The organism is Bacillus sp. KICET-3 (assembly GCF_033261025.1).
Classification (GTDB): domain Bacteria; phylum Bacillota; class Bacilli; order Bacillales; family Bacillaceae; genus Bacillus; species Bacillus sonorensis.
Genome location: NZ_CP137345.1, coordinates 3,587,680 through 3,607,248 on the forward strand (window position 1 = coordinate 3,587,680; position 19,569 = coordinate 3,607,248).

General features: G+C 45.8%; 19 protein-coding genes and 2 pseudogenes. 3 read left to right on the forward strand and 18 right to left on the reverse strand.

Going from position 1 to position 19,569, the window contains the following annotated elements; all coding sequences use genetic code 11:
- Nucleotides 1-3 precede the first annotated feature (3 nt).
- Both R5H20_RS18385 and R5H20_RS18390 read right to left on the reverse strand, forming a co-directional pair.
- Nucleotides 4-1,500, reverse strand: coding sequence for an alkaline phosphatase family protein (locus tag R5H20_RS18385; protein WP_006640617.1), 1,497 nt, complete (start codon nt 1,498-1,500; stop codon nt 4-6).
- Between the two features lie 17 nt (nt 1,501-1,517).
- Nucleotides 1,518-2,642, reverse strand: a complete 1,125-nt coding sequence (locus R5H20_RS18390; protein WP_006640616.1) for an MGDG synthase family glycosyltransferase — start codon at nt 2,640-2,642, stop codon at nt 1,518-1,520.
- A gap of 92 nt (nt 2,643-2,734) precedes the next feature.
- On the opposite strand from R5H20_RS18390, the gene R5H20_RS18395 reads away from it, so the two are divergent.
- Nucleotides 2,735-3,283, forward strand: coding sequence for a YkoP family protein (locus R5H20_RS18395; RefSeq protein WP_006640615.1), 549 nt, complete (start codon nt 2,735-2,737; stop codon nt 3,281-3,283).
- 46 nt (nt 3,284-3,329) lie between these two features.
- On the opposite strand, the gene R5H20_RS18400 is transcribed toward R5H20_RS18395, so the two are convergent.
- The 3 genes from R5H20_RS18400 to R5H20_RS18410 form a co-directional block, all read right to left on the reverse strand.
- Nucleotides 3,330-4,148: a metallophosphoesterase gene (locus R5H20_RS18400; protein WP_006640614.1), complete on the reverse strand. Its 819-nt coding sequence runs from the start codon at nt 4,146-4,148 to the stop codon at nt 3,330-3,332.
- Nucleotides 4,149-4,348: 200 nt separating this feature from the next.
- Nucleotides 4,349-5,179, reverse strand: a complete 831-nt coding sequence (locus tag R5H20_RS18405) for an undecaprenyl-diphosphate phosphatase (protein ID WP_006640613.1) — start codon at nt 5,177-5,179, stop codon at nt 4,349-4,351.
- 83 nt (nt 5,180-5,262) lie between these two features.
- The gene (locus R5H20_RS18410) at nt 5,263-6,414 is read right to left on the reverse strand and encodes an AI-2E family transporter (protein WP_006640612.1); all 1,152 of its coding nucleotides are present in this window, start codon (nt 6,412-6,414) and stop codon (nt 5,263-5,265) included.
- A 225-nt stretch (nt 6,415-6,639) separates the two neighbouring features.
- Between R5H20_RS18410 and R5H20_RS18415 the strand changes: the two genes are divergently transcribed.
- Nucleotides 6,640-7,626, forward strand: coding sequence for a Gfo/Idh/MocA family protein (locus R5H20_RS18415; RefSeq protein ID WP_006640611.1), 987 nt, complete (start codon nt 6,640-6,642; stop codon nt 7,624-7,626).
- A gap of 116 nt (nt 7,627-7,742) precedes the next feature.
- Here the strand turns inward: R5H20_RS18415 and R5H20_RS23640 are convergent, their stop codons facing one another.
- The 6 genes and pseudogenes from R5H20_RS23640 to R5H20_RS23660 form a co-directional block, all read right to left on the reverse strand.
- Nucleotides 7,743-8,693 carry a methyl-accepting chemotaxis protein gene (locus tag R5H20_RS23640; RefSeq protein ID WP_411859082.1) on the reverse strand — a complete coding sequence of 317 codons (951 nt, stop codon included), beginning with the start codon at nt 8,691-8,693 and terminating at the stop codon, nt 7,743-7,745.
- Between the two features lie 42 nt (nt 8,694-8,735).
- Nucleotides 8,736-9,728: pseudogene (locus tag R5H20_RS23645) on the reverse strand (cache domain-containing protein); the annotation flags it as partial.
- A gap of 129 nt (nt 9,729-9,857) precedes the next feature.
- Nucleotides 9,858-11,843 carry a methyl-accepting chemotaxis protein gene (locus R5H20_RS18425; RefSeq protein ID WP_006640609.1) on the reverse strand — a complete coding sequence of 662 codons (1,986 nt, stop codon included), beginning with the start codon at nt 11,841-11,843 and terminating at the stop codon, nt 9,858-9,860.
- A gap of 129 nt (nt 11,844-11,972) precedes the next feature.
- The gene (locus tag R5H20_RS23650; RefSeq protein WP_373926331.1) at nt 11,973-12,923 is read right to left on the reverse strand and encodes a methyl-accepting chemotaxis protein; all 951 of its coding nucleotides are present in this window, start codon (nt 12,921-12,923) and stop codon (nt 11,973-11,975) included.
- Nucleotides 12,924-12,965: 42 nt separating this feature from the next.
- Nucleotides 12,966-13,688: pseudogene (locus R5H20_RS23655) on the reverse strand (cache domain-containing protein); the annotation flags it as partial.
- Entirely contained in the window at nt 13,663-13,965 is a 303-nt protein-coding gene (locus R5H20_RS23660) for an MCP four helix bundle domain-containing protein (RefSeq protein WP_238548709.1), read from the reverse strand. The pseudogene R5H20_RS23655 and the gene R5H20_RS23660, both read right to left, overlap by 26 nt.
- 173 nt (nt 13,966-14,138) lie before the next feature.
- Here R5H20_RS23660 and R5H20_RS18435 point away from each other — a divergent pair, with 173 nt between their 5' ends.
- Nucleotides 14,139-14,876, forward strand: coding sequence for a protein-glutamine gamma-glutamyltransferase (locus R5H20_RS18435; protein ID WP_006638847.1), 738 nt, complete (start codon nt 14,139-14,141; stop codon nt 14,874-14,876).
- Between the two features lie 255 nt (nt 14,877-15,131).
- Here R5H20_RS18435 and R5H20_RS18440 read toward each other — a convergent pair whose 3' ends face one another.
- From R5H20_RS18440 to R5H20_RS18470, 7 genes are all read right to left on the reverse strand, one after another.
- Nucleotides 15,132-15,392 (reverse strand): nitronate monooxygenase, encoded by a 261-nt coding sequence (locus tag R5H20_RS18440; RefSeq protein ID WP_006638848.1) that lies wholly within the window; start codon nt 15,390-15,392, stop codon nt 15,132-15,134.
- Nucleotides 15,365-15,766, reverse strand: coding sequence for a secondary thiamine-phosphate synthase enzyme YjbQ (locus R5H20_RS18445; RefSeq protein WP_006638849.1), 402 nt, complete (start codon nt 15,764-15,766; stop codon nt 15,365-15,367). The genes R5H20_RS18440 and R5H20_RS18445 overlap by 28 nt, the downstream gene beginning before the upstream one ends.
- A gap of 87 nt (nt 15,767-15,853) precedes the next feature.
- Entirely contained in the window at nt 15,854-16,000 is a 147-nt protein-coding gene (locus R5H20_RS18450; RefSeq protein WP_236834934.1) for a hypothetical protein, read from the reverse strand.
- An 87-nt stretch (nt 16,001-16,087) separates the two neighbouring features.
- Entirely contained in the window at nt 16,088-16,873 is a 786-nt protein-coding gene (locus R5H20_RS18455) for a GH12 family glycosyl hydrolase domain-containing protein (protein ID WP_006638850.1), read from the reverse strand.
- A 188-nt stretch (nt 16,874-17,061) separates the two neighbouring features.
- Nucleotides 17,062-18,324 (reverse strand): hemolysin family protein, encoded by a 1,263-nt coding sequence (locus R5H20_RS18460; RefSeq protein WP_373870141.1) that lies wholly within the window; start codon nt 18,322-18,324, stop codon nt 17,062-17,064.
- A gap of 76 nt (nt 18,325-18,400) precedes the next feature.
- Nucleotides 18,401-19,078, reverse strand: a complete 678-nt coding sequence (locus tag R5H20_RS18465) for a zinc metallopeptidase (RefSeq protein ID WP_006638852.1) — start codon at nt 19,076-19,078, stop codon at nt 18,401-18,403.
- Nucleotides 19,079-19,174: 96 nt separating this feature from the next.
- Nucleotides 19,175-19,399, reverse strand: a complete 225-nt coding sequence (locus tag R5H20_RS18470) for a YuzI family membrane protein (RefSeq protein ID WP_006638853.1) — start codon at nt 19,397-19,399, stop codon at nt 19,175-19,177.
- Between the last annotated feature and the right edge of the window lie 170 nt (nt 19,400-19,569).

The following is a 19,569-nucleotide window of genomic DNA, read 5'->3' on the forward strand; positions in this document are numbered from 1 at the left end:
AGATTACTGAGGGCGCTCCTTCTCACCGCCAAGTGATTCCACCAGCTGTAAAACCCATTCCTTTACATCGAGGGTCCGGTTATGCTTCGGCCTTGTATCGGTTCCGGTGATGATCATCGATACGAGTGAATCCTGCTTGTGGAGGGCGCCGTGGCTGGCTCCCCCGATGTGCGTCGGTGAACCTTCGCCGATAAATTCGTAGCCCGGCTTTGCGCTGACGATCAAATAGTCGCCTTCATGGGAAACACATGAGCTGTACAGTCTTGCGAAAGCATCCGGGAATTTTCCGTATTCAATCTTTGTTTCGCTGATGGTGATATTAAGCACATCGGTATCGCCTTCACATGACCATGACTGGCCATATTCGTCAGTTGTGCGTCCCCCTGGCTTAAATGTAAGCCTCCCATTTCGCCCCCCTGGCATCACCTCGATTTCATCCTTTTCATTTTTCCAGGCGATAATGTCGATTCTCCCATCCTTTTGCAGCGGTTCAGCAACCTGTTTTAACGGAAGCTTTTCTTTGCTCAGTGTATAAATAAACGCCATCCGTTCATTAACGGCCAGGACGATTTGATCTTTAGGCGTCACTCCGTTTTTTAATTTCACGATTTGATAGCCATCCAAGAGGCCCCTTAGATCAATCAGCGCTTCTTTTTTATTTCCGCTGATCCATGCTTGTCCGTTATCTCCCAAAACAATCCAGATGTTTTGCTGTATGGCATCTTTCCATGAAGGGAAGCTGTCCAAAATCTTTTGCACATGCCCGTCGGCCTTTGCCACTCCTTTCACATCGTTTCTGCCATGTTTATGTACATGCTGGTCAAGATCGGGAAAATAGACGAGAGCAAGCGGGGGAACTTGGTTTTTATGAATCAGGTGATTCAATTCCTTCACTGAAAAGCAATCATTGAATCCAAATTTCTTCAAAAGAGAAAAGTTTCTGGGATTTATTTTAGAAAAGCCTCCGTAAGAAAAGAGCTGTGGCGCATTGATTTTCACATTATGATTCAGCCCTGTCACCCAAGAAGCAAGAACGGGAACATGCAAATAGCCGTCCCTGCTCCCCCTGTGCATGAGCGCATTGATGGAGCATGTTTTAATGCCTTTGTCGGCCAGCTCTTCGTGAAGCGTTTTGACTTGTTTATTCAGATGGAGCTGATTCAAATTGTAAAAAATGTCTCGTGATGATTGCTTGATCCCTAATTTCAGCAGCTCTCTAATATGGCTTCCATAGTTGATGATCCGGTTTTCCTGTTTATTGAACCAGACAAGGCCGGGCACTTTGTGGCGGTCGCTGTATACACCTGTCAGCAGCGTGCTGTCGACAGTGACTGACATTGTTGGAAACGGGCTGACGACTTCCGGTTCGTAATGGCCGTTTTCCATTAAAAATGCCATGGCGGGAGCCTGTCCGCTTCTGACCGCTTGGCTGAGCGGCTCGTGCATCAGCGAATCGATCAGCAGCATGATGACGGATTTCTTTTTGATGCTACTCTTCATAGACTGTAACTCCTTTCTTACGCGTTGGCATTCCCTGCTTTTTTGCTGTTATGAATGATCTCGTCCAATATTTTGCTGATATTGCGGTCAGACGTTTCTTGCAAATACTGGCTGACATGCATGTGATGGCGTCTGATCCCTTCTTTCGAGTTGAAAAAGGCAAGAAGCTGCTGTTCAATTGGCTGTTTTTTTCCCTTATTCAGCTCGATGACAAGACCTTTTTTCTTCAGCAGGCTCAGATTCATTTCCTCCTGCCCCGGAAGCGCATGATAAATGAAAACCGGCAGTTTTTTTTCAATGCATTCGCTGATCGTGACGCCCCCCGGTTTTGTTATGATTCCCGAAGCCTGCCCGTATAACCGGTTCATTTCAGATTTGCTTTCAATATAAGGCAACGCTTTGATATCAGGATGGTGCAAACTTTTTACATATTGGTAGAGCTTTCGGTTTTTCCCGCATAATATTTGGTATGTCATGTTCCCTTGGGGCGAGAGTTCCCGTACGAGCTTAAACATTCCGCCTACCCCCATGCTTCCGCCGGTAACGAGAATGTTGCCCTTCTCTTTTTTACGTACAAGTTCGGACGCTGTTTTGTATGAACGGTCGATCGGGATGCCGGTTAAAAAGATTTTTTCTTTATCAACTCCCTCTGCGATGAGCTGATCTTTAATATCTTTGATCGGCGCAAAATGGTAATCAGTATGCTCCCGCCCCCATATTCGGTTGACGAAATAATCTGTATAAACATTCACCACGATCAAGTTTGGAAATTGATCTTTTAACTGATTGAGCAAATAGGACGGCAGCGCATGCGTACAAAATGCAATATCCGGCTGTTTTTCTGCAATGATCTGTTTCATATTCTTTAAAAATATCAGCTCATACATGATATGGCGTTTTTTGGCCTGATGTTTTCCGCACGCCAACAGATGATACACAGAGCTGTATGCTTTCGGGAAATATTGGATCCATTTTAAGTATGCTGTGGAGGAAACCTTCTCAAGTTTTTTATAGGCATGTGAAAAAATATCGATTTTTTCACATTGGTGTGCTTGCAGGCTCAGCTCTGCGTGAAGAGAATCGGCAACGTGGTGATGGCCGGTTGAAATGCTTAGAAAAGGAAAAATCAGAATCGTTGTCATCGCTGTCCTCCATGAAATTGTTTTCCATTTATATTTTTCAAATAACCAAGCCAAAATATAAGTGCATTTTTTGAATTAAGGAAGGTGACGACTTGAGAAGCTGTTTTTTGTCAATTTGGAGTGTGATTGACCCTTTTTATTATTTTTTTTCAAGACTGACACTCATTGATCGGAGTCAATCAAGCATTTTTCGCGTCCGCTTAACAAGATACAAGGGGATCGATGTCGTATTAAGCGACGGAACGATGATTAGAAAGAATGACGTTCTTATCAAAATTCATCTCCATAATATTAAGCTGATCAAAGAGCTGCGAAATATTGCGAGCGCTGTCAGAAGAGGCATTCTCATTTATCAAAAGACGTGCATCTCGATGCCGATTTTAGCGGAGTATATACAGAATCATCGAAAAGCGGATCAAATCAAAGGGATTATCGGCATTACGACTCTGCATAAAGGGGTTGAAAGGCTCGGTTTTGAAGCCGTTGAGCCTGCCAATCGGTTCTACCGGATGTTTAAAAAGCTGACGCAAATTCCGATTTTGTATTTAACTTCAACTCAATTTTCTTTTCGCAAAATCCCTCCTTCCCATTATTTGTTTATCTCGAAAGAAAAGCTGTTTAATTCCTATCTTCAGAAATGACAAAAAAGAGACTGATGCCTCTAAAAAAAGCACCAGTCTCTTCTTTTTATGAAATGTGATGAAATGTCACTTCAGGACGGCTTCCAATGCGGATATTGGCACCGGTCTGGCCCAGCCCCTCGCTGATGTAGAATGGTTTGTCATGAAGATAATTCAATCCTTTGATCATATTCATCCTGACAAGTTTCCCCATCTTGATGAGGTGATACGGCTTCGGCCAATGAATTTGTCCGCCGTGAAAATGACCTGAAAGAAGGTAGTCAAAGTGGAATTCCTTCATCTCAAGCACAACGTTCGGGTCATGCGTCAAAACGAGATGATAGCCATCGTTAACCCCTTTGTAGGCATCGCGGATATTGCTTCTGTTCGTACTGTAATCATCGATGCCGATAATGTTCAGCGTCCCGCCGTCCACTTGAACGGAGACATGTTCATTTCGAAGGGTGACGCACCCGTTTTCCTCTAATACGCTTTTCAGTTTGTCAAAGTGCCGGCCTTTCAGCACATAGTCATGATTTCCAAACACGGCGTACATGCCGTATGCAGGCTTAAGCTCCTGCAGTGCTTTCAAGTAGTTTGCCAGTTTTGGAATATTTCTTTTTCGATCAAGAAAATCTCCTGTTAAAGCAATGAGATCGACTTGCGTTTTTCTTGCCATGTCCAGAATTTGCTTCGGTGAGATCGAAATGTTTTCTAAATGAAGATCTGACAGGTGAAGAATGTTCAGCTTTTTCTTGAAAGCGGAGCCGTTTGCCCGCTTGACGGAAATCGTGTTGACTTTGACGTCTTTTGTGTTGCGATTCGCTTTATATACAATAGGTATCAGACCTATCATCAACAACAATAAAACTGTGGCAAAAAACATTTCAATATCTCCTCCCTCTTTACAGTATAGTAAGCTTGGGAGCTGTATGATAGTGGGAAATATTAGAATATAAATCTATTTACCCATATAAAAAACCGATTTCTGAAATGAAATCGGTTTGGCTTTCAATGAAACGCCTGTGAGGAAGGCGTTCTTCCACAAGCACCATTCGGTTTTGTTGCGGAATGATATTCCAAAACTTACAGAAACAAAACAAACAGGAGGATTCCTAAAATGATCCGGTAGATGGCAAATGGAACTAGTTTAATTTTATTGATCAATTTCAGGAAGAAGCGGACGACAAACAGAGCGACAATAAAGGCGCTGATGAATCCCGCTATAAAAAACGGCAAAAGGTCGACGCTGAGAGATTCCCAGTTTTTGATCAATGATAATAGGCTTGCCCCCGCCATGATCGGCATCGCCATAATAAATGTAAAATCCGCGGCTGCTCTATGGTTCAATCCGAGCATGACACCGCCGGAAATCGTCGACCCCGATCTGGAAAAACCTGGCCAGAGAGCGAGACATTGGAACAGGCCGATGCCGAGCGCCTGTTTATAGGTGATCCGGTCGACTGAGTCTGTTGCGGTTTTTCGTTTATTGATCCAGTCGGCAACGAGCATCAGCACCGCGCCTGCAATGAGTCCGACAGCCACCGTTCTGACGGAAAACAGGTACTCGTCAATATAATCTTCAAATAAAAATCCTAATACTGCCGCGGGTACAAGTCCGACCGCAATTTGGGCAAGCGACAAGCGGCTTCCTTCTTTTTGGGCTTCCGTTATGTTTTTCTTCAAACCGAGCAAATTGAGAATGCGGTCTTTGAACACGATGGCGACAGCCAGGATCGAGCCGAGCTGAATGACGACTTTAAAGGTATTGGCCGCTTCCGGTGTCAGCAGCTCTTTCGACTTCAGCCAGAGATCATCGACGATGATCATATGGCCTGTGGATGAAACAGGGGCATATTCTGTCAAACCTTCAACAATTCCTAAAATGACGGCAACAATGATATCCCAAATATTCATAAGTCCTTCCCTTCGCATGGCACGCTTCAATGCGCCAAATTTTAATACTTGTCTCTAACAGGCTATTCAATTTAAAACTGCGATTATGATATATCTTCGTTTGTTTTTTCATAGAGGTCTGAACGATTTTTAAACCAATCAAACAAATGCGTGACCACAACCTTGATGACGGCATACCCCGGAATGGCAAGGATCACGCCGATGACGCCGAACAGCTTCGCTGATGTCAGCAGCACAAAAATAATGGTGACCGGGTGAATGTGCAGATTTTTCCCCATAATCTGCGGAGAAATGAATTTTCCTTCAAACAGCTGTACAACGGTCCAGACGATGATCAGCTTCACCAGCATGAACGGGGAGGTGACCAAAGCGATGATAATCGCCGGTGTGATCGCAATCGTCGGTCCCAAATACGGAACGATGCTCGTACAAGCAGCGACAAGCGCTAAGAGTGAAGCATAATCAAGGCCGATGATCAAATAGCCGATGAATAAAAGACAGCCGATGCAAAAGCTGACGATGATCTGTCCCCTGATATAGGAGCTCAGGCGGTGGTTCATTTCTGACATGACCACATAGGTCTGCTCCCTTAAACGGGTCGGGACAAATTTTAAAATAAACAGCGGCAGCTTTTTGCCGTCTTTCAATAAGTAAAACAGGATAAACGGCACGGTCACAATCGAAATGACGACTTCCGTCACGGCGCCGATAAAGGTCCCGACACCGGTGAACGTACTGTTTAATATCGTGCTGGCCTGATCGGATATTTTGCTCGCCAAATCCGTCAAATTGATGTTGAGCGTCTGCTGGGCCTGGTTGAAAAACTGGCTTCCGATCAGCTGTTTAATTTGATCCTCGACAATATGGACATATCTCGGGAAATTGTCGACAAGGCTCATAATCTGTTCTCTCAACAGCGGAATCACAGAGACGATCGAGATCGTAATCAACCCGATGATGACGATATAGAGAAGAAGGATCGAATAAATCCTTTTCACTTTTTTACGTTCTAAAAAATCAACGATCGGATTTAAGAGATAATAGGCGACTCCCGTCAGAACAACGGGCAATGCGATCGTTTCCACAAGAACGATAAAAGGAGTGAAAATAAAAGATGCTTTTGTAAATACTAATATGTTCAGTCCAATCAAAAGCAGGACGAGCAGAAACAGCACGAATTTGTTGTCTAAAAAGAATTGTTTAAATCTGCCGCCCCACATATGTAAAGAGTTCATGGCGATCCTCCATTATCATTGTCGTTTTTATAAATTGTACACTATTCCTCCTATACTGAAAAATAATATCCGAATGTTTTGGTCTTTTTTTCCGCTAGCGCTATACATATACGCCTATCCTGCTTCGTTTTTGTCTGGTCCGGCTGCCGTCTTCAAAACAAGACTATCTGCCGCCAGGCTGTACGCGGTATAATATAAGCAAATAGGACGAAGGGGGAGATTTCTATGATACGGTTCGGGGTCATCGGAACCAATTGGATTACCGACCGCTTTCTTGAAGCGGCCGGGATGACGGATAAATTTCAATTAACTGCCGTGTATTCAAGAACAGAAGAGCGCGGGCGGGAATTCGCTGAAAAATATAACGTGGCTGCTGTTTTTACCGATGCCGAAGAAATGGCGAAAAGCGATATGATTGACGCCGTATATATCGCAAGCCCAAACTCGCTACATAAAGAACAGTCGGTCCTGTTCATGGAAAACGGAAAACACGTTTTATGCGAAAAACCGATCGCATCCAATGTTAAAGAGGCCGAAGAAATGGTGAAAACCGCCCGGACTTACAAAGTCACGTTCATGGAAGCGATGAAGACGACGTTCCTTCCAAACTTTAAAAACATGATCAGCCATTTGCCGCGGATCGGTAAAATCCGCCGCTTTACAGCCAGCTATTGTCAATATTCTTCACGCTATGACGCTTATAAAAACGGAACTGTGTTAAATGCGTTTGATCCCGCTTTTTCGAACGGCTCGCTGATGGATATCGGCGTGTATTGCGTCCATCCCGCTGTCGTCCTGTTCGGGAAGCCGCTTGAAGTCAAAGCAAACGGGCTGATTCTCGAATCGGGCGCCGATGGGGAAGGAACAGTGCTGCTGAGGTATGAAGACCATGAAGCCGTCCTGATGCATTCGAAAATCTCCAATTCCTATGTTCCGGCGGAAATTCAAGGGGAAGACGGCTCGATCATCATGGATAAGATCCACCGGCCCGAAAAAGTAGAAATCCGCTATCGCGACGGGAAGATAGAAGATATCACGGTTCCCGACGAAAAACCGGCCATGTTTTATGAAATAGAAGAATTTATCGATTTAATCCAACAGGGCCGTATTGAATCAGAGCTGAATACGTTTGAACGCTCTCTTGCTGCCTTATCGGTTATGGATGAAGCCCGCAGGCAGATCGGCCTCGTTTTTCCCGCTGATCAAACATAACAAAGCCGCCGCCTGCCAAGGCGGCTTTTTTTTCCTATTATACAATGGACGGCGGTTCCTTGTTTGCCCTCCTTTATGGATAAAGGCCGCCGGCAAAGCCGGCAGCTGTTTTTGAGCTACTCGATTTTAAATTTTTTCGTTAAATCTCGGAGCTCTTCGGCCATTTGTTCAAGCGTTGCCGCAGAAGAACTGATTTCCTGCATGGAGGCGAGCTGTTCTTCCGCCGAAGCGGCAATATCCTGAATGCTTCCGGAGCTCTCTCTTGACACTTCTGCAATTTCCTCAACGGCGCCGGCGACTTCCTGGGACCCGGCTGACAGCTGTTCAACAGCTGTGTTCATCGATTTGATCTTACCGGCAATTTTGTTTGTCATATCATAAATCTGCTTAAAGCTTCTATCTGTTTCGTCCGCGATGCTGAGTCCTGATTGTACTTCACGGTTGACCGCCTGGAACATGTCGAGCGATTTTCCGATCTCCTCGACGATTTCCTGAATAAGACCTTCGATTTCTTTTGCTGAGGATGCCGATTGTTCAGCAAGTTTCCGCACTTCCTCAGCGACAACTGAAAACCCTCGGCCCGCTTCTCCCGCTCTTGCAGCTTCGATTGCGGCATTTAAAGCGAGCAAATTCGTCTGGTCTGCGATGCCATTAATGACCCTCAATATCGCCGTAATATCTTTTGATTTTTCTTCAAGACCTTTGACGACAGATTCGGCCTGTTTCACGGATTGATTGATTGAGTTCATCTGTCCAACCGTTTTTTGGACAAGCTCTCCGCCTGTTCCGGCAATTTCCGTCGAATGAACCGATGAATCCGTGATGGCTGCGGAGACTTTCGACATGTCCAGCAGACGGTGGTTCATGTCTGTCAGCTGATGTGAGCTTGTTTCGACTTTCTCGCTTTGGCTTTCATTGCCGTTTGAAAACTGTTCAATGGCCATTGTGATATGCTCAGTCGCCTGGCTTGTCTGATCCGCGCTTGCCGTCAGCTGCTCTGAGGAAGACGCCACATTCTCAACAGATGACTGGATCACACTGATCAGCGAGCGCAAAGATTCGGCCATTTCATTAAAGCTCGTGCCAAGCTGCCCAATCTCATTCTTGGAACGGACGTTGATGTTTTGCGTAAGATCTCCGCCGCTGATGCTTTTCGCTGAAGAAACAAGCTCCTTCAACGGACCTGTGATCGATCTGATGATAAAGAACATCAGGATGACGCCCGCCGCTATACTTGCAGCCAATGTAATCAGAGCGGCGTTCAGGACCGGCTGGGAAGCTTCCTTGATTTCCTCGGTATACATCGTTCCGCCAAGCTTCCAGCCTGTCAGCTTATTTGTCGCAAAAGCCATTTGCTTGTCGCCGTCCAGGTTGAATTTCGCCGTTCCCTTTTCTTTTGCGTACATCTGCTGGGACCAGCTGCTGTCTTCAACTTCTGTGCCCGCTTCTTTTGTCGGATGGGCTACAAACTTTTTATCGGCGCTCGTTATGAATGCATAGCCTTTTTTTCCAATCTTCACGCGTTTTGTCGCTTTAACCAGCGCTTCAATCTTCATATTGACGGCCACGACTCCTGAGCCGTCTTCCGTTTGTTTGGCGATGGTGACGACCATCGTTCCGGTTGAAGCTGTCTTGTAAGGATTTGTGACCACGACTTTGCCTTTATTTTCAACGGCTTTCTTATACCAGTCCCGGTCTGCGGGATTATAGCCGTTCGGCATCTCTTGAAACGGATAACGGACGAACAGCCCGTCCTTCGATCCGGCAAATATGCCTTCAACATCTTCATTCAGCTTGGCGTACTGCTCAAATTTTTCTTTTAAAGAGGCGTTTCCTTTCTCTTTAAATGCACTTTCTTTAATCCAGCTGCTAAAGTAAGAGATGGCTCTCGACTTCTGGCTGATATTCTGGTCGATGATGCCATTGAGCTGTTCCACGTTTTCCCGGGCATTGCTCATAATTTCAGTATCAAGCGTGCTGCTTGCCGTTTGATAGGCGCTATAAGAAAGTATTATTATGGGAACGGTTAATATACACAAGAATGAAAGAATTAATTTTTTTGCGATTGAGGGACGTTTGACCCAATTTATAATTTTTGACATGTCCTTGTTGACCCCTTTTCTTTTATATCTTTAATATCGGATTCTTATTTAAATTTTTATATGTATTTTTTAACTTTTTATCGTTCAAAATAATCAAAAAACACCCGGATATAAAATCCGGGTGTTTGGTTATTCGATTTTAAATTTCTTTGTCAAATCACGCAGTTCTTCAGCCAGCTCGGCCAGCGTTGTGGATGATGCGCTGATCTCTTCCATAGAAGCGAGCTGTTCTTCCGCTGATGCGGCGATGTCCTGAATGCTTGCTGAGCTTTCTCTGGAAACGTCTGCTATTTCCCCGACAGCGCTTGATACTTCCTGTGAACCTCGTGATAATTGCTCGACCGCGGCATTCATCGTCTGCAGCTTGCCGGCAACCTCATTTGTCATATCGTATATCGCTCTGAAGCTTGACTCTGTTTCATCAGTAATAGCAAGTCCTGACTGCACTTCATGGTTGACCGATTGAAACATGTTCAGCGAGTTGTCGATTTCTTTGACGATTTCCTGAATTAAGTTTTCGATCTCTTTTGCCGATCCTGCCGACTGGGCCGCCAGCTTCCGTACTTCTTCAGCGACAACCGAGAAGCCTCTTCCCGACTCTCCGGCGCGCGCCGCCTCAATCGCGGCATTCAGCGCGAGCAGATTGGTTTGGTCGGCAATCCCGTTAATGACGCGCAGGATGCTTGTGATGTCTTTTGATTTGGCTTCAAGTCCTTTGACGACTGCTTCAGCCTGTTTGACAGACCTGTCGATTGAATTCATCTGGCCGACCGTTCTTTGGACGAGCGCTTCCCCTTTTCCGGCAATCTCGGTTGATTTCAGAGAGGCGTCGGTAATGGCGGCCGATGTTTTGGACATGTCATGCAGCCCGTCATTCATCTCATTCAGCTGGTGTGAGCTTGCTTCCACTTTTTCTTTCTGGCTTTCGTTTCCGTCCGAAAATTGTTCAATCGCTATCGTAATATGCTCTGTCGCTTTGCTTGTCTGCGCCGCGCTTGCATGCAGCTCTTCCGATGAAGCGGCGACATTGTCCACCGATGCTTGAATGACGCCGATCAGCGAGCGTAAAGATTCGGCCATTTCGTTGAAGCTCACGCCCAGCTGGCCGAATTCGTCTTTGGAACGCACTTCGATCTGCTGGGTCAAATCCCCGCCGCTGATGCTTTTCGCTGAGGAAACAAGCTGATTCAACGGCTTGCTGATGGCCCGGACAATAAAGTAGACGAGAATGCCGCCCAAAATAATCGCCACAGCCAGGATGATCATCGCCATGTTGAACACCGGCTGCGCCGCTTCTGTGATTTCATCTGCAAACATCGTTCCGCCGATCTTCCAGCCGGTCAATGTATTGGTGGTGAAAGCCATTTGCTTTTCTTTGCCTTCGAACGTGTATGTAAAGACGCCGTTTTCTTTGCCGTACATTTGCTTTACCCAATCGCCTTCACCTGCCGTTCCGGCTTTGATTTTCGGATGGGCGACGTATTTTTTTTCGGCGCTTGAAATAAACGCAAATCCGCTTTTTCCGATATTGACGCGCTTTGTCGTTTGAATCAGGTCATCTATTTTCATGTTGACGGCAACCACTCCCGAGCCGTCCGCCGTCTGTTTGGCAATCGTGACAACCATCGTTCCGGTTGAAGCGGTCTCATAAGGATCTGTAACAACCACTTCCCCTTTTTTCTCGACGGCTTTTTTATACCAGTCTCTTTCAACCGGATTATAATCGCTTGACATCTTCTCTTCAGGATAGCGGACGAACAAACCGTCTTTTGAGCCTGTGTAGATGGCTTCGACATCCTGATTGAGCTTCGCATATTGCTCAAACTTTTTTTTCAATGAAGCATTGCCTTTTTCTTGATAAAGCTTTTCATTGACCCAATCGCCGAAATATGTCACCGCATGCTCTTTTTTTCCGATATTTTGATCAATGATTTCATTTAATTGTTCGACATTATCGCGGGCGCTCCTCATGATTTCATTTTCAAGGGTGCTCCCCGCCGTCTGATAGGCGCTGTAGGACAGCGCTAAAATCGGTACCGTTAAAACCACTAGAAAACTTAAAAACAGCTTTTTGGAAATAGACGGGCGTTTGAGCCAGTCCAGTAGTTTTTTCATTTTAGATAACTCCTTTTCGTGATATGAAACTAATATCGGAGCTTTATCATCTTTTTGTATATAAAAAAACTTTTATAAGTATTTCAAAAAATTTTCAAAATAAAAGAAGCTGACTGGCAGCTTCCTCTTTTATTCAATCTTAAATTTTTTCGTCAGGTTGCGCAGATCTTCAGCCATTTGTTCAAGCGTGGCGGCGGATGAGCTGATTTCTTCCATTGATGCCAGCTGTTCTTCCGCTGATGCGGCGATATCCTGTATGCCTGCCGAGCTTTCTTTTGAAACTTCGGCTATCTCTTCGACCGCTTCCGATACTTCCTCAGAGCCTTTTGAGAGCTGTTCGACCGCTGTGTTCATCGTTTGCAGCTCGCCGGCGATCTCATTTGTCATATCATAAATATGCTTGAAGCTCGCCTCGGTGTCTTCGGTAATGTTCAGGCCTGACTGCACTTCATAATTGACCGATTGGAACATGGTGAGCGAATGTTCGATTTCTTTGACGATGTCCTGGATTAAGCTTTCAATTTCTTTGGCCGAACTGGCAGATTGGGCGGCGAGCTTTCTCACTTCTTCAGCCACAACAGAAAATCCCCGGCCCGATTCCCCGGCGCGCGCCGCTTCGATTGCGGCATTCAGCGCCAGCAGATTCGTTTGGTCGGCAATTCCGTTAATAACGCGGAGGATGGCTGTAATGTCTTTCGACTTGGCTTCAAGTCCTTTGACGACGCCTTCGGCCTGTTTGACTGACTGGTTGATTGAATTCATCTGGCCGACGGTTTTTTGCACGAGCTCTCCGCCGGTTTCGGCAATTTCCGTTGATTTGATCGATGATTCTGTGACCGCTTCTGACACTTCCGTCACTTCAAACAGCTTGCCGTTCATTTGATTGAGCTGCTGCGAGCTTGTCTCGACTTTTTCATTCTGGCTTTCGGCTCCGTTTGAGAATTGCTCGATCGCCAGTGTGATATGTTCTGTCGCCTTGCTCGTCTGATCTGCGCTTGCTGTCAGCTGTTCAGACGAAGAGGCGACATGTTCTACCGATTCCTGAATCGCGCTGATCAAAGAGCGCAGCGATTCCGCCATTTCGTTAAAGCTTGTGCCAAGCTGGCCGAGTTCGTCTTTGGAGCGGACTTCGATCGTCTGTGTCAGATCGCCGTTGCTGATGCTCTTTGCAGACGACACAAGCTGATTCAACGGCTTGCTGATGGCGCGGACAATGAAGTAGACAAGTATGCCTCCCAGCACGATCGCCGCGGCTAAAATGATCACAGCCATGTTGAAAACGGGCTGTGCCGCAGCTGTGATTTCATCTGTGACCATCGTTCCGCCGATCTTCCAGCCTGTCAGCTTGTTTGTCGTAAAAGCTGTTTCTCTTTCCTTGTCCTGATCCGTATATTTGAACATTCCTTTGTCTTTGCTGTACATTTCCGCAGATAAATCACTTTCAAGGTCAGTACCTGCCTTGATTTTCGGGTGGGCAACGTATTTTTGGTCAGCGCTTGAGATAAATGCAAATCCCTGCTTCCCGATGCTGACGCCGTTTGCGGATTCAATCAGCTGATCGATGTTCATGTCAAGCGCTACAACACCCGCGCCGTCATCGGTTTGTTTAGCGATGGTGATGACCATATGTCCTGTTGATGCAGATTGATAAGGTTCTGTGATGACCGTTTGGCCTTTTTTCTCAACCGCCTGCTTATACCAATCCCTCTTCACAGGGTCATATCCGCTCGGCAGCTTGACATTCGGATATTGGGCATATTCGCTTTTTTCAGATCCTGTGTATACAAGCTCAACATCCTTGTTTTGCTTGGCATACTGTTCAAACTTTTCTTTTAAAGCGGTCAGGGGTCAGGCCTTTTCCTTTGTAAGCGTTCTGATTGATCCATTCACTAAAATAGGCAACATCGGTTTCTTTGCTGCCGACATTTTGATTGATGATGTCATTTAATTCATCCACATTGTCCTTGGCGCTTCTCATGATTTCATCATGCAGCGTGCTGCTGGCCGTATAATACGAGCTTGCCGCAAGAACGAGAATCGGAACTGTCAAAACCAATATAAATGAAAATATTAATCTTTTTGAAATAGACGGACGCTTGATCCAATCCAATAATTTTTTCATATTTTCCATTGCCCCTTTTTCTTTTTTACTCATTTAATATCGGAGGGCAGCCTTGTTTTTACATCAAAAAAAGAAAAAAAGTAATTTTCAAAAAACGCCTTATCAAGAAAGCCGTTTCCCCTGCCCAAGCTGTAGGCATACGATAATAAAAAAAGAAAAAAGGGTGCTTTTTCATGATCAATATTTCAGGATATTGGCTTCGCCCCGAGGATGCTGAGAAATTCAACATCAGCCGGACTCAAAAGGACATTGTCAATCAGATGCTTTCAATGCCTTCCCAATATAGATACCGCACATCCGGCGAGCTTCTATTTGAACTAACCTTCAGAGAGAATACGGTCGAATCGGCAAAAGCGCTGATCAACAGCGGAGCAAAGTTTGCCACCTTTTCAAAAACATATGGCAATGAGGAGTTCTGGAGGGTGTCGCCTGAAGGAGCTTTGGAACTGAAGTACAGAGCGTCCGCTTCCCATGCGATTAAAAACATTTTTGGAAGCGGCTCTCTTTACGCGTTTGAATGCGCGACTGCAATCGTCATCATCTTTTATATGGCGCTGCTCAAAACAATCGGCGATCAAGCATTTGACCGGAATTATCAAAGAATCATTCTGTATGACTGGCATTATGAGAAACTCCCGATCTACACCGAAAAAGGAAACGATTTTCTGCCTGGAGACTGCCTGTATTTCAAAAATCCCGAATTCGATCCGGAAAGACCCCAATGGCGCGGGGAAAACGCCATTTATTTGGGAAATAATCAATATGCGGCACACGGCTTGGGCATTCTGAGTGCGGAAAGCATCATTGAAAAGCTGAACCGGCTCAGAAAGCCGGGTGCGCAGACGTCCGCTCATCTCCTTACCCAAGTCACACGGGTCGATATTCCGGCGTTATCCCAGATGATTCGATAATGCGTGCGGGCACAAGTGATCCATCAGCTTTTTTACCGTTGTTTCCCTGACGGCGGATCGCCCCACTGGCCGCACCATAATGACCGCGGTGCCGATTAAACAGCAGTTCAGTTTTTTCAGTTCGGCAACGGCATCCGCGGGAGGCAGCCCAAAAGTGAATAAGCTCTATTTTATCGTAAAAATCGTTCCAGTCTTGTCCCTCTCCGGTCACAGGCTCTGCAGACTGTGATAAAGGAATTGTTCCCATCCAGTCATTCAGCCGTTTCTGACTGACGTTTTCCCTTTTTTCGGGATGAAAAGGTTGACTTGAAATATAGCTGATGTCAGCACTTTTGTTGCTTCGATCTGCCTTTTCAGCGCTTCCAGAGTGAGATATCCCGCGGCAAGGCTTCCTAAACCACCGTTATTGGAAACGGCTGCGGCGAGCCGGAGCGTCGCCGGTCCCGCCAGCCATCGGCGCCTGAATGATCGGCTTCTTAAGAGCCTTTTTAGCCGGCTATGATTTTGAAATAACAAGTCCGCAATCTGGGACCGTCAAATTCGCAAAAGTAAATTCCCTGCCATGTTCCGAGTACAAGCCTTCCGTCTTCAATGATGATGTGCTGGGACGCGCCGACCGTGCTCGCTTTCAGATGGGCCGCCGTATTTCCTTCCATATGGCGGTCAAGCCGGTGTTCCCACGGATACACTTCATCAAACCGTCTCAGCATATCCCGTTTTACATCGGGATCGGCATTTTCATTGATCGTAATGCCCGCCGTCGTATGGGGACAATAGACGACAATAGCACCGCTTGACACTTCCTCTCCACTGATAAACCGCTGTACTTCCTCCGTGATATCGATCATTTCATCCCGCCGGTTCGTCTGAATGGTGATTTTCTTCAGCATCTGAATCTGCTCCTTTCTTTAGCTGCCATTTCTTCAATTCGCTATAAGTTGTTGATCTCCTGTTTGGAAAATAGGTAAACGGGTGCTTCATAAGGCTGCATCATCAAGGAAGTCAGCTGTTGCTGGGGTTAGCAGCCCGGCACTTGATAAGGGATAAGCGGGATGCCGGTAGAATGCCGAATGCGGACTGAGATTCACCATGACGACCGCGGTCTCGGTGCCAAGCTTGCGCAAATAGGCGAAAATTTGCGGATCCTCCGGAAGAATCAGCTCATACGCTCCAGCGATAACCGCCCTTTTGAAAAGTGCGGTGATTGAAAATCAACGGACATTCACATCCCAATTGGAAATATTGATTTGCCCCGTGCCTCCGAACACCTCTGTGCCGAATTCCACGCTGCTTACATACTTGGATTTATCAAGCCATTTCTTTTGATTTGACAGATAGTTTGTGAAATGGCGGATGTTTAAGCTTGCACTTTGAGTATTTGACGTTCTGACAAAAGAATAAACATTCCAGCCTTTTCCGTTTCCTGCATCAACATAGCCTTTGTGCACCTTCCATTTATGGCCGCCGATCGAGACGGTTTGCACATATGAACCAAGCGGGCCGGCATTGGTATTGTTAAGCCAAATCATGATTTCATCTGTCGGAGCCGAGTCCCAGCTTGCTTTATTTGTTTTGTGCAGCCAAATGTCATATGCGGCATTATACGTTCCGCTCGCGCTGATTGAATAGCTGACGTTTGCCATAATATTCTTTTGCTCTGACAAACGGGTCGGAAAGCCGCTTCCCGGCGTATAGCCTTCAGTCCAGTGCCAGCCGCTCACGATTGACGGATAAGCCTTGACCGAGCTGGTGCTGCTTGGCCAATTCCATACCCAGCCTAAATCAGAATCGCTGTTGTGATAGATGGACTGCCACCAGCCGCTGACTTGATCAGCTCCCCATACATTGTTGAATATGTAATATTTATTGTTTTTAATATACATTTTATCGGACGGGGTTGATGAAGAAGCGCCAAGAGCCGTCAGCGGAAGCGCAAAAAGCATGACGCATGTGAAGCCGGCCAGCAGGAAAGATCTGATCGAATGATGTCTGTTCACGTGTGTTAACCTCCTCTTATGTACACATGCTATTATAAAAAAGAATGGACAAGGGCACATTCGTAAAAAGTCATGAAATCTCATGGATACATATTCTTATCTTTCAGACATTCCCCATCATTTAGAAATAACCAATGGCTATAGAACTAAAAAAAACAGCCGCGGCATCCCGGCAGCTGTCATCCCATTTAAAAATCTGTTTTTTTGATTTCAACAAAGCGAATATGATGGTCTTCCGCATCAAGAATTTTAAATTCGCACCCTTCAGTCTTAAAAACATCGCCGTTTTTCAGCTCCATTTTTTGTGTGAGGAGCCAGCCGGCGATCGTATCTACTTCTTCATTGTCGATCGCAATGTGAAGCAGGTCATTCACCTCGTCAATGAGCGCTTTGCCGTCCATAATGTAATGATTCTCGCCTTTTTTAATGATGTGCGGCATTTCATCCTGATCAAATTCATCTCTGATTTCCCCGACGATTTCTTCCAAAATGTCTTCAACGGTTACAAGGCCCGCAGTCCCCCCATATTCATCCACAAGGATCGCCATATGGATGCGTTCTTTTTGCATCCGGATCAAAAGCTCCTGGATGGGGATGTTTTCAATCACCCTGATGACGGGCCTCATGAGCTCGGACATTTCAATTGACTGATCAAGAAAGTACGCTTTAAATAAATCCTTGCTATTAATGATGCCGATAATATGGTCTTTATCATCCTTAATTACCGGATATCTCGTATAGCGTTCATTAATCACGGTTTCAATCGCATCTTTGATGGGCTCATCTGAAGAAATCACCGCGATCTCCGTCCTTGGCACCATGATTTCTCTCGCCAGCCGGTTGTCAAATTCGAAGATCTTGTTGACGTACTTGTATTCAGACTGGTTGATTTCTCCCTTTTTAAAGCTCTCAGAAAGCATGAGCCTCAGCTCTTCCTCACTGATCACCACTTCATGCTCCCGCACCGAATGAAAACCGAACAGCTTGGCCAGGGCCCGGGCTGAGCCGTTTAATAACTTAATGAAGGGAAACATGATTTTATAAAACACAATCAATGGCTTTGCCGTCCATAAACTGACGGCTTCCGCTTTTTGAATCGCAATCGTTTTGGGCGCAAGTTCTCCCATCACGACATGCAAAAACGTAATCACGACAAAAGCCGTCCCAACCGATGCGATTCCTAAAACGGTTTCAGGAACGCCGATGTATGCAAATAGCGGGTGAATGATTCTCTCAAACGTCGATTCCCCGAGCCAGCCGAGCCCCAGAGCGGTGATGGTAATGCCAAGCTGGCAGGCTGACAAATATTCATCAAGATTTGAAATCACCTTTTTGGCTGCAATCGCCCGCGTATCCCCGGTCTCCACCAATTGATCGATTTTTGTGCCGCGGATTTTAACAATTGCAAACTCGGCGACGACGAAAAAGGCTGTGGCCGCAATTAAAAGCATGACGAGTATGATATTCAAGATATTCAAAAAAAACCCTTACCAAACATGGTAAGGGGTCACCTCCTCTGACTAAAGGTTAATCATTATTACGACCGGACAGGAAAATCGCCACAAAGCGCAGCAATTCAAACAATGAAACAAGCGCTGCGGCGACATACGTCAAGGCCGCGGCATCAAGCACCTTGCTTACGCCTCGCTCTTCCGTGTTGCGGATCATCCCTTCTGAAACGATGATCCTCTTTGCCCTTGAACTTGCGTTGAATTCAACCGGCAATGTCACGAGCTGAAAGAATACGGCCGCTGAAAACAAAATGATGCCGAGGCCGATCAGATTAAAGCTTCCGAGCAGCATGCCGCCAAGGAACAAGAAGGGCGCCACACCTGAAGAAAAATTCGCGATCGGAAAGATTTTATGTCTTAAAACAAGTGCGCCGTATGATTCCTGATGCTGCAGGGCATGTCCGACCTCATGGGACGCAACGGATACCGATGCGATCGAACGGCCATAGTATACAGGTTCAGATAAGCGCACGACGCGTGTTGTCGGGTCGTAATGGTCTGTCAAGGTTCCTCTTACCGGCTCAACCGGTACATCGTAAAGGCCGTTTCGATCGAGAATCTGTCTGGCCACTTCAGCTCCAGTTTTCCCGCTTGAAGCCTCTACTTTCGAATATGTTTCAAAGTTGCCCTTTACTTTAAATTGTGCCCAAATCGACAAACCTAATGCAGCAAATGTCAACAAGTAAAAAATCATGCTCATGCAATCATCTTCCCTCTTATGTTAAATGGTTTGATCATAATATTATTATATATTTTATGTGAGGGATTCCCTTTTGTACAGAAAAGTGCATTACCTGCTTTTTCGCGGGAAACAGACCCCGACAAACAAAAACACCATCCCTGATATCATCACATATAAAGGCGGCCTCATGATCAGCTCCTTGAAAAATTCCCTCCAAAAAACCCCGTCAGAAGAATGATGAACGGCATTTAAATCAAAAATAAATTGAACGGACGCCCCGGCCATAAGCTGGCCGCCAATGAAAATCATGATGAGTCTCGTCAAACAGGACATGCGTCTCTCATCCCTCACCCGTTTTGTAAAAGTGTATGGAAAGACAAGATTCAATATGCCCGGACGTCTAAAAAATCAGACGGACTCGGAGAGTGAACTCCTATTTATTGTCCGTTACGCGCGGATCGTTATTCACTGAAAATTTTTTGCAAAAGAGGGACATACTGTTT

Excerpts from the sequence above, each read along its gene's own strand:
- R5H20_RS18465 (WP_006638852.1), bottom strand. The coding sequence starts at position 19,078 with ATGATTTTTTACTTGTTGACATTTGCTGCATTAGGTTTGTCGATTTGG.
- R5H20_RS23650 (WP_373926331.1), bottom strand. The coding sequence starts at position 12,923 with ATGGCGGAATCGCTGCGCTCTTTGATCAGCGCGATTCAGGAATCGGTA.
- R5H20_RS18460 (WP_373870141.1), bottom strand. The coding sequence starts at position 18,324 with ATGCTTTTAATTGCGGCCACAGCCTTTTTCGTCGTCGCCGAGTTTGCA.
- R5H20_RS18405 (WP_006640613.1), bottom strand. The coding sequence starts at position 5,179 with ATGAATATTTGGGATATCATTGTTGCCGTCATTTTAGGAATTGTTGAA.
- R5H20_RS18445 (WP_006638849.1), bottom strand. The coding sequence starts at position 15,766 with ATGCTGAAGAAAATCACCATTCAGACGAACCGGCGGGATGAAATGATC.
- R5H20_RS18415 (WP_006640611.1), top strand. The coding sequence starts at position 6,640 with ATGATACGGTTCGGGGTCATCGGAACCAATTGGATTACCGACCGCTTT.
- R5H20_RS18425 (WP_006640609.1), bottom strand. The coding sequence starts at position 11,843 with ATGAAAAAACTACTGGACTGGCTCAAACGCCCGTCTATTTCCAAAAAG.
- R5H20_RS18435 (WP_006638847.1), top strand. The coding sequence starts at position 14,139 with ATGATCAATATTTCAGGATATTGGCTTCGCCCCGAGGATGCTGAGAAA.
- R5H20_RS18385 (WP_006640617.1), bottom strand. The coding sequence starts at position 1,500 with ATGAAGAGTAGCATCAAAAAGAAATCCGTCATCATGCTGCTGATCGAT.
- R5H20_RS18410 (WP_006640612.1), bottom strand. The coding sequence starts at position 6,414 with ATGAACTCTTTACATATGTGGGGCGGCAGATTTAAACAATTCTTTTTA.
- R5H20_RS23640 (WP_411859082.1), bottom strand. The coding sequence starts at position 8,693 with ATGGCCGAATCTTTGCGCTCGCTGATCAGTGTGATCCAGTCATCTGTT.
- R5H20_RS18390 (WP_006640616.1), bottom strand. The coding sequence starts at position 2,642 with ATGACAACGATTCTGATTTTTCCTTTTCTAAGCATTTCAACCGGCCAT.
- R5H20_RS18470 (WP_006638853.1), bottom strand. The coding sequence starts at position 19,399 with ATGTCCTGTTTGACGAGACTCATCATGATTTTCATTGGCGGCCAGCTT.
- R5H20_RS18400 (WP_006640614.1), bottom strand. The coding sequence starts at position 4,148 with ATGTTTTTTGCCACAGTTTTATTGTTGTTGATGATAGGTCTGATACCT.
- R5H20_RS23660 (WP_238548709.1), bottom strand. The coding sequence starts at position 13,965 with ATGAAAAAATTATTGGATTGGATCAAGCGTCCGTCTATTTCAAAAAGA.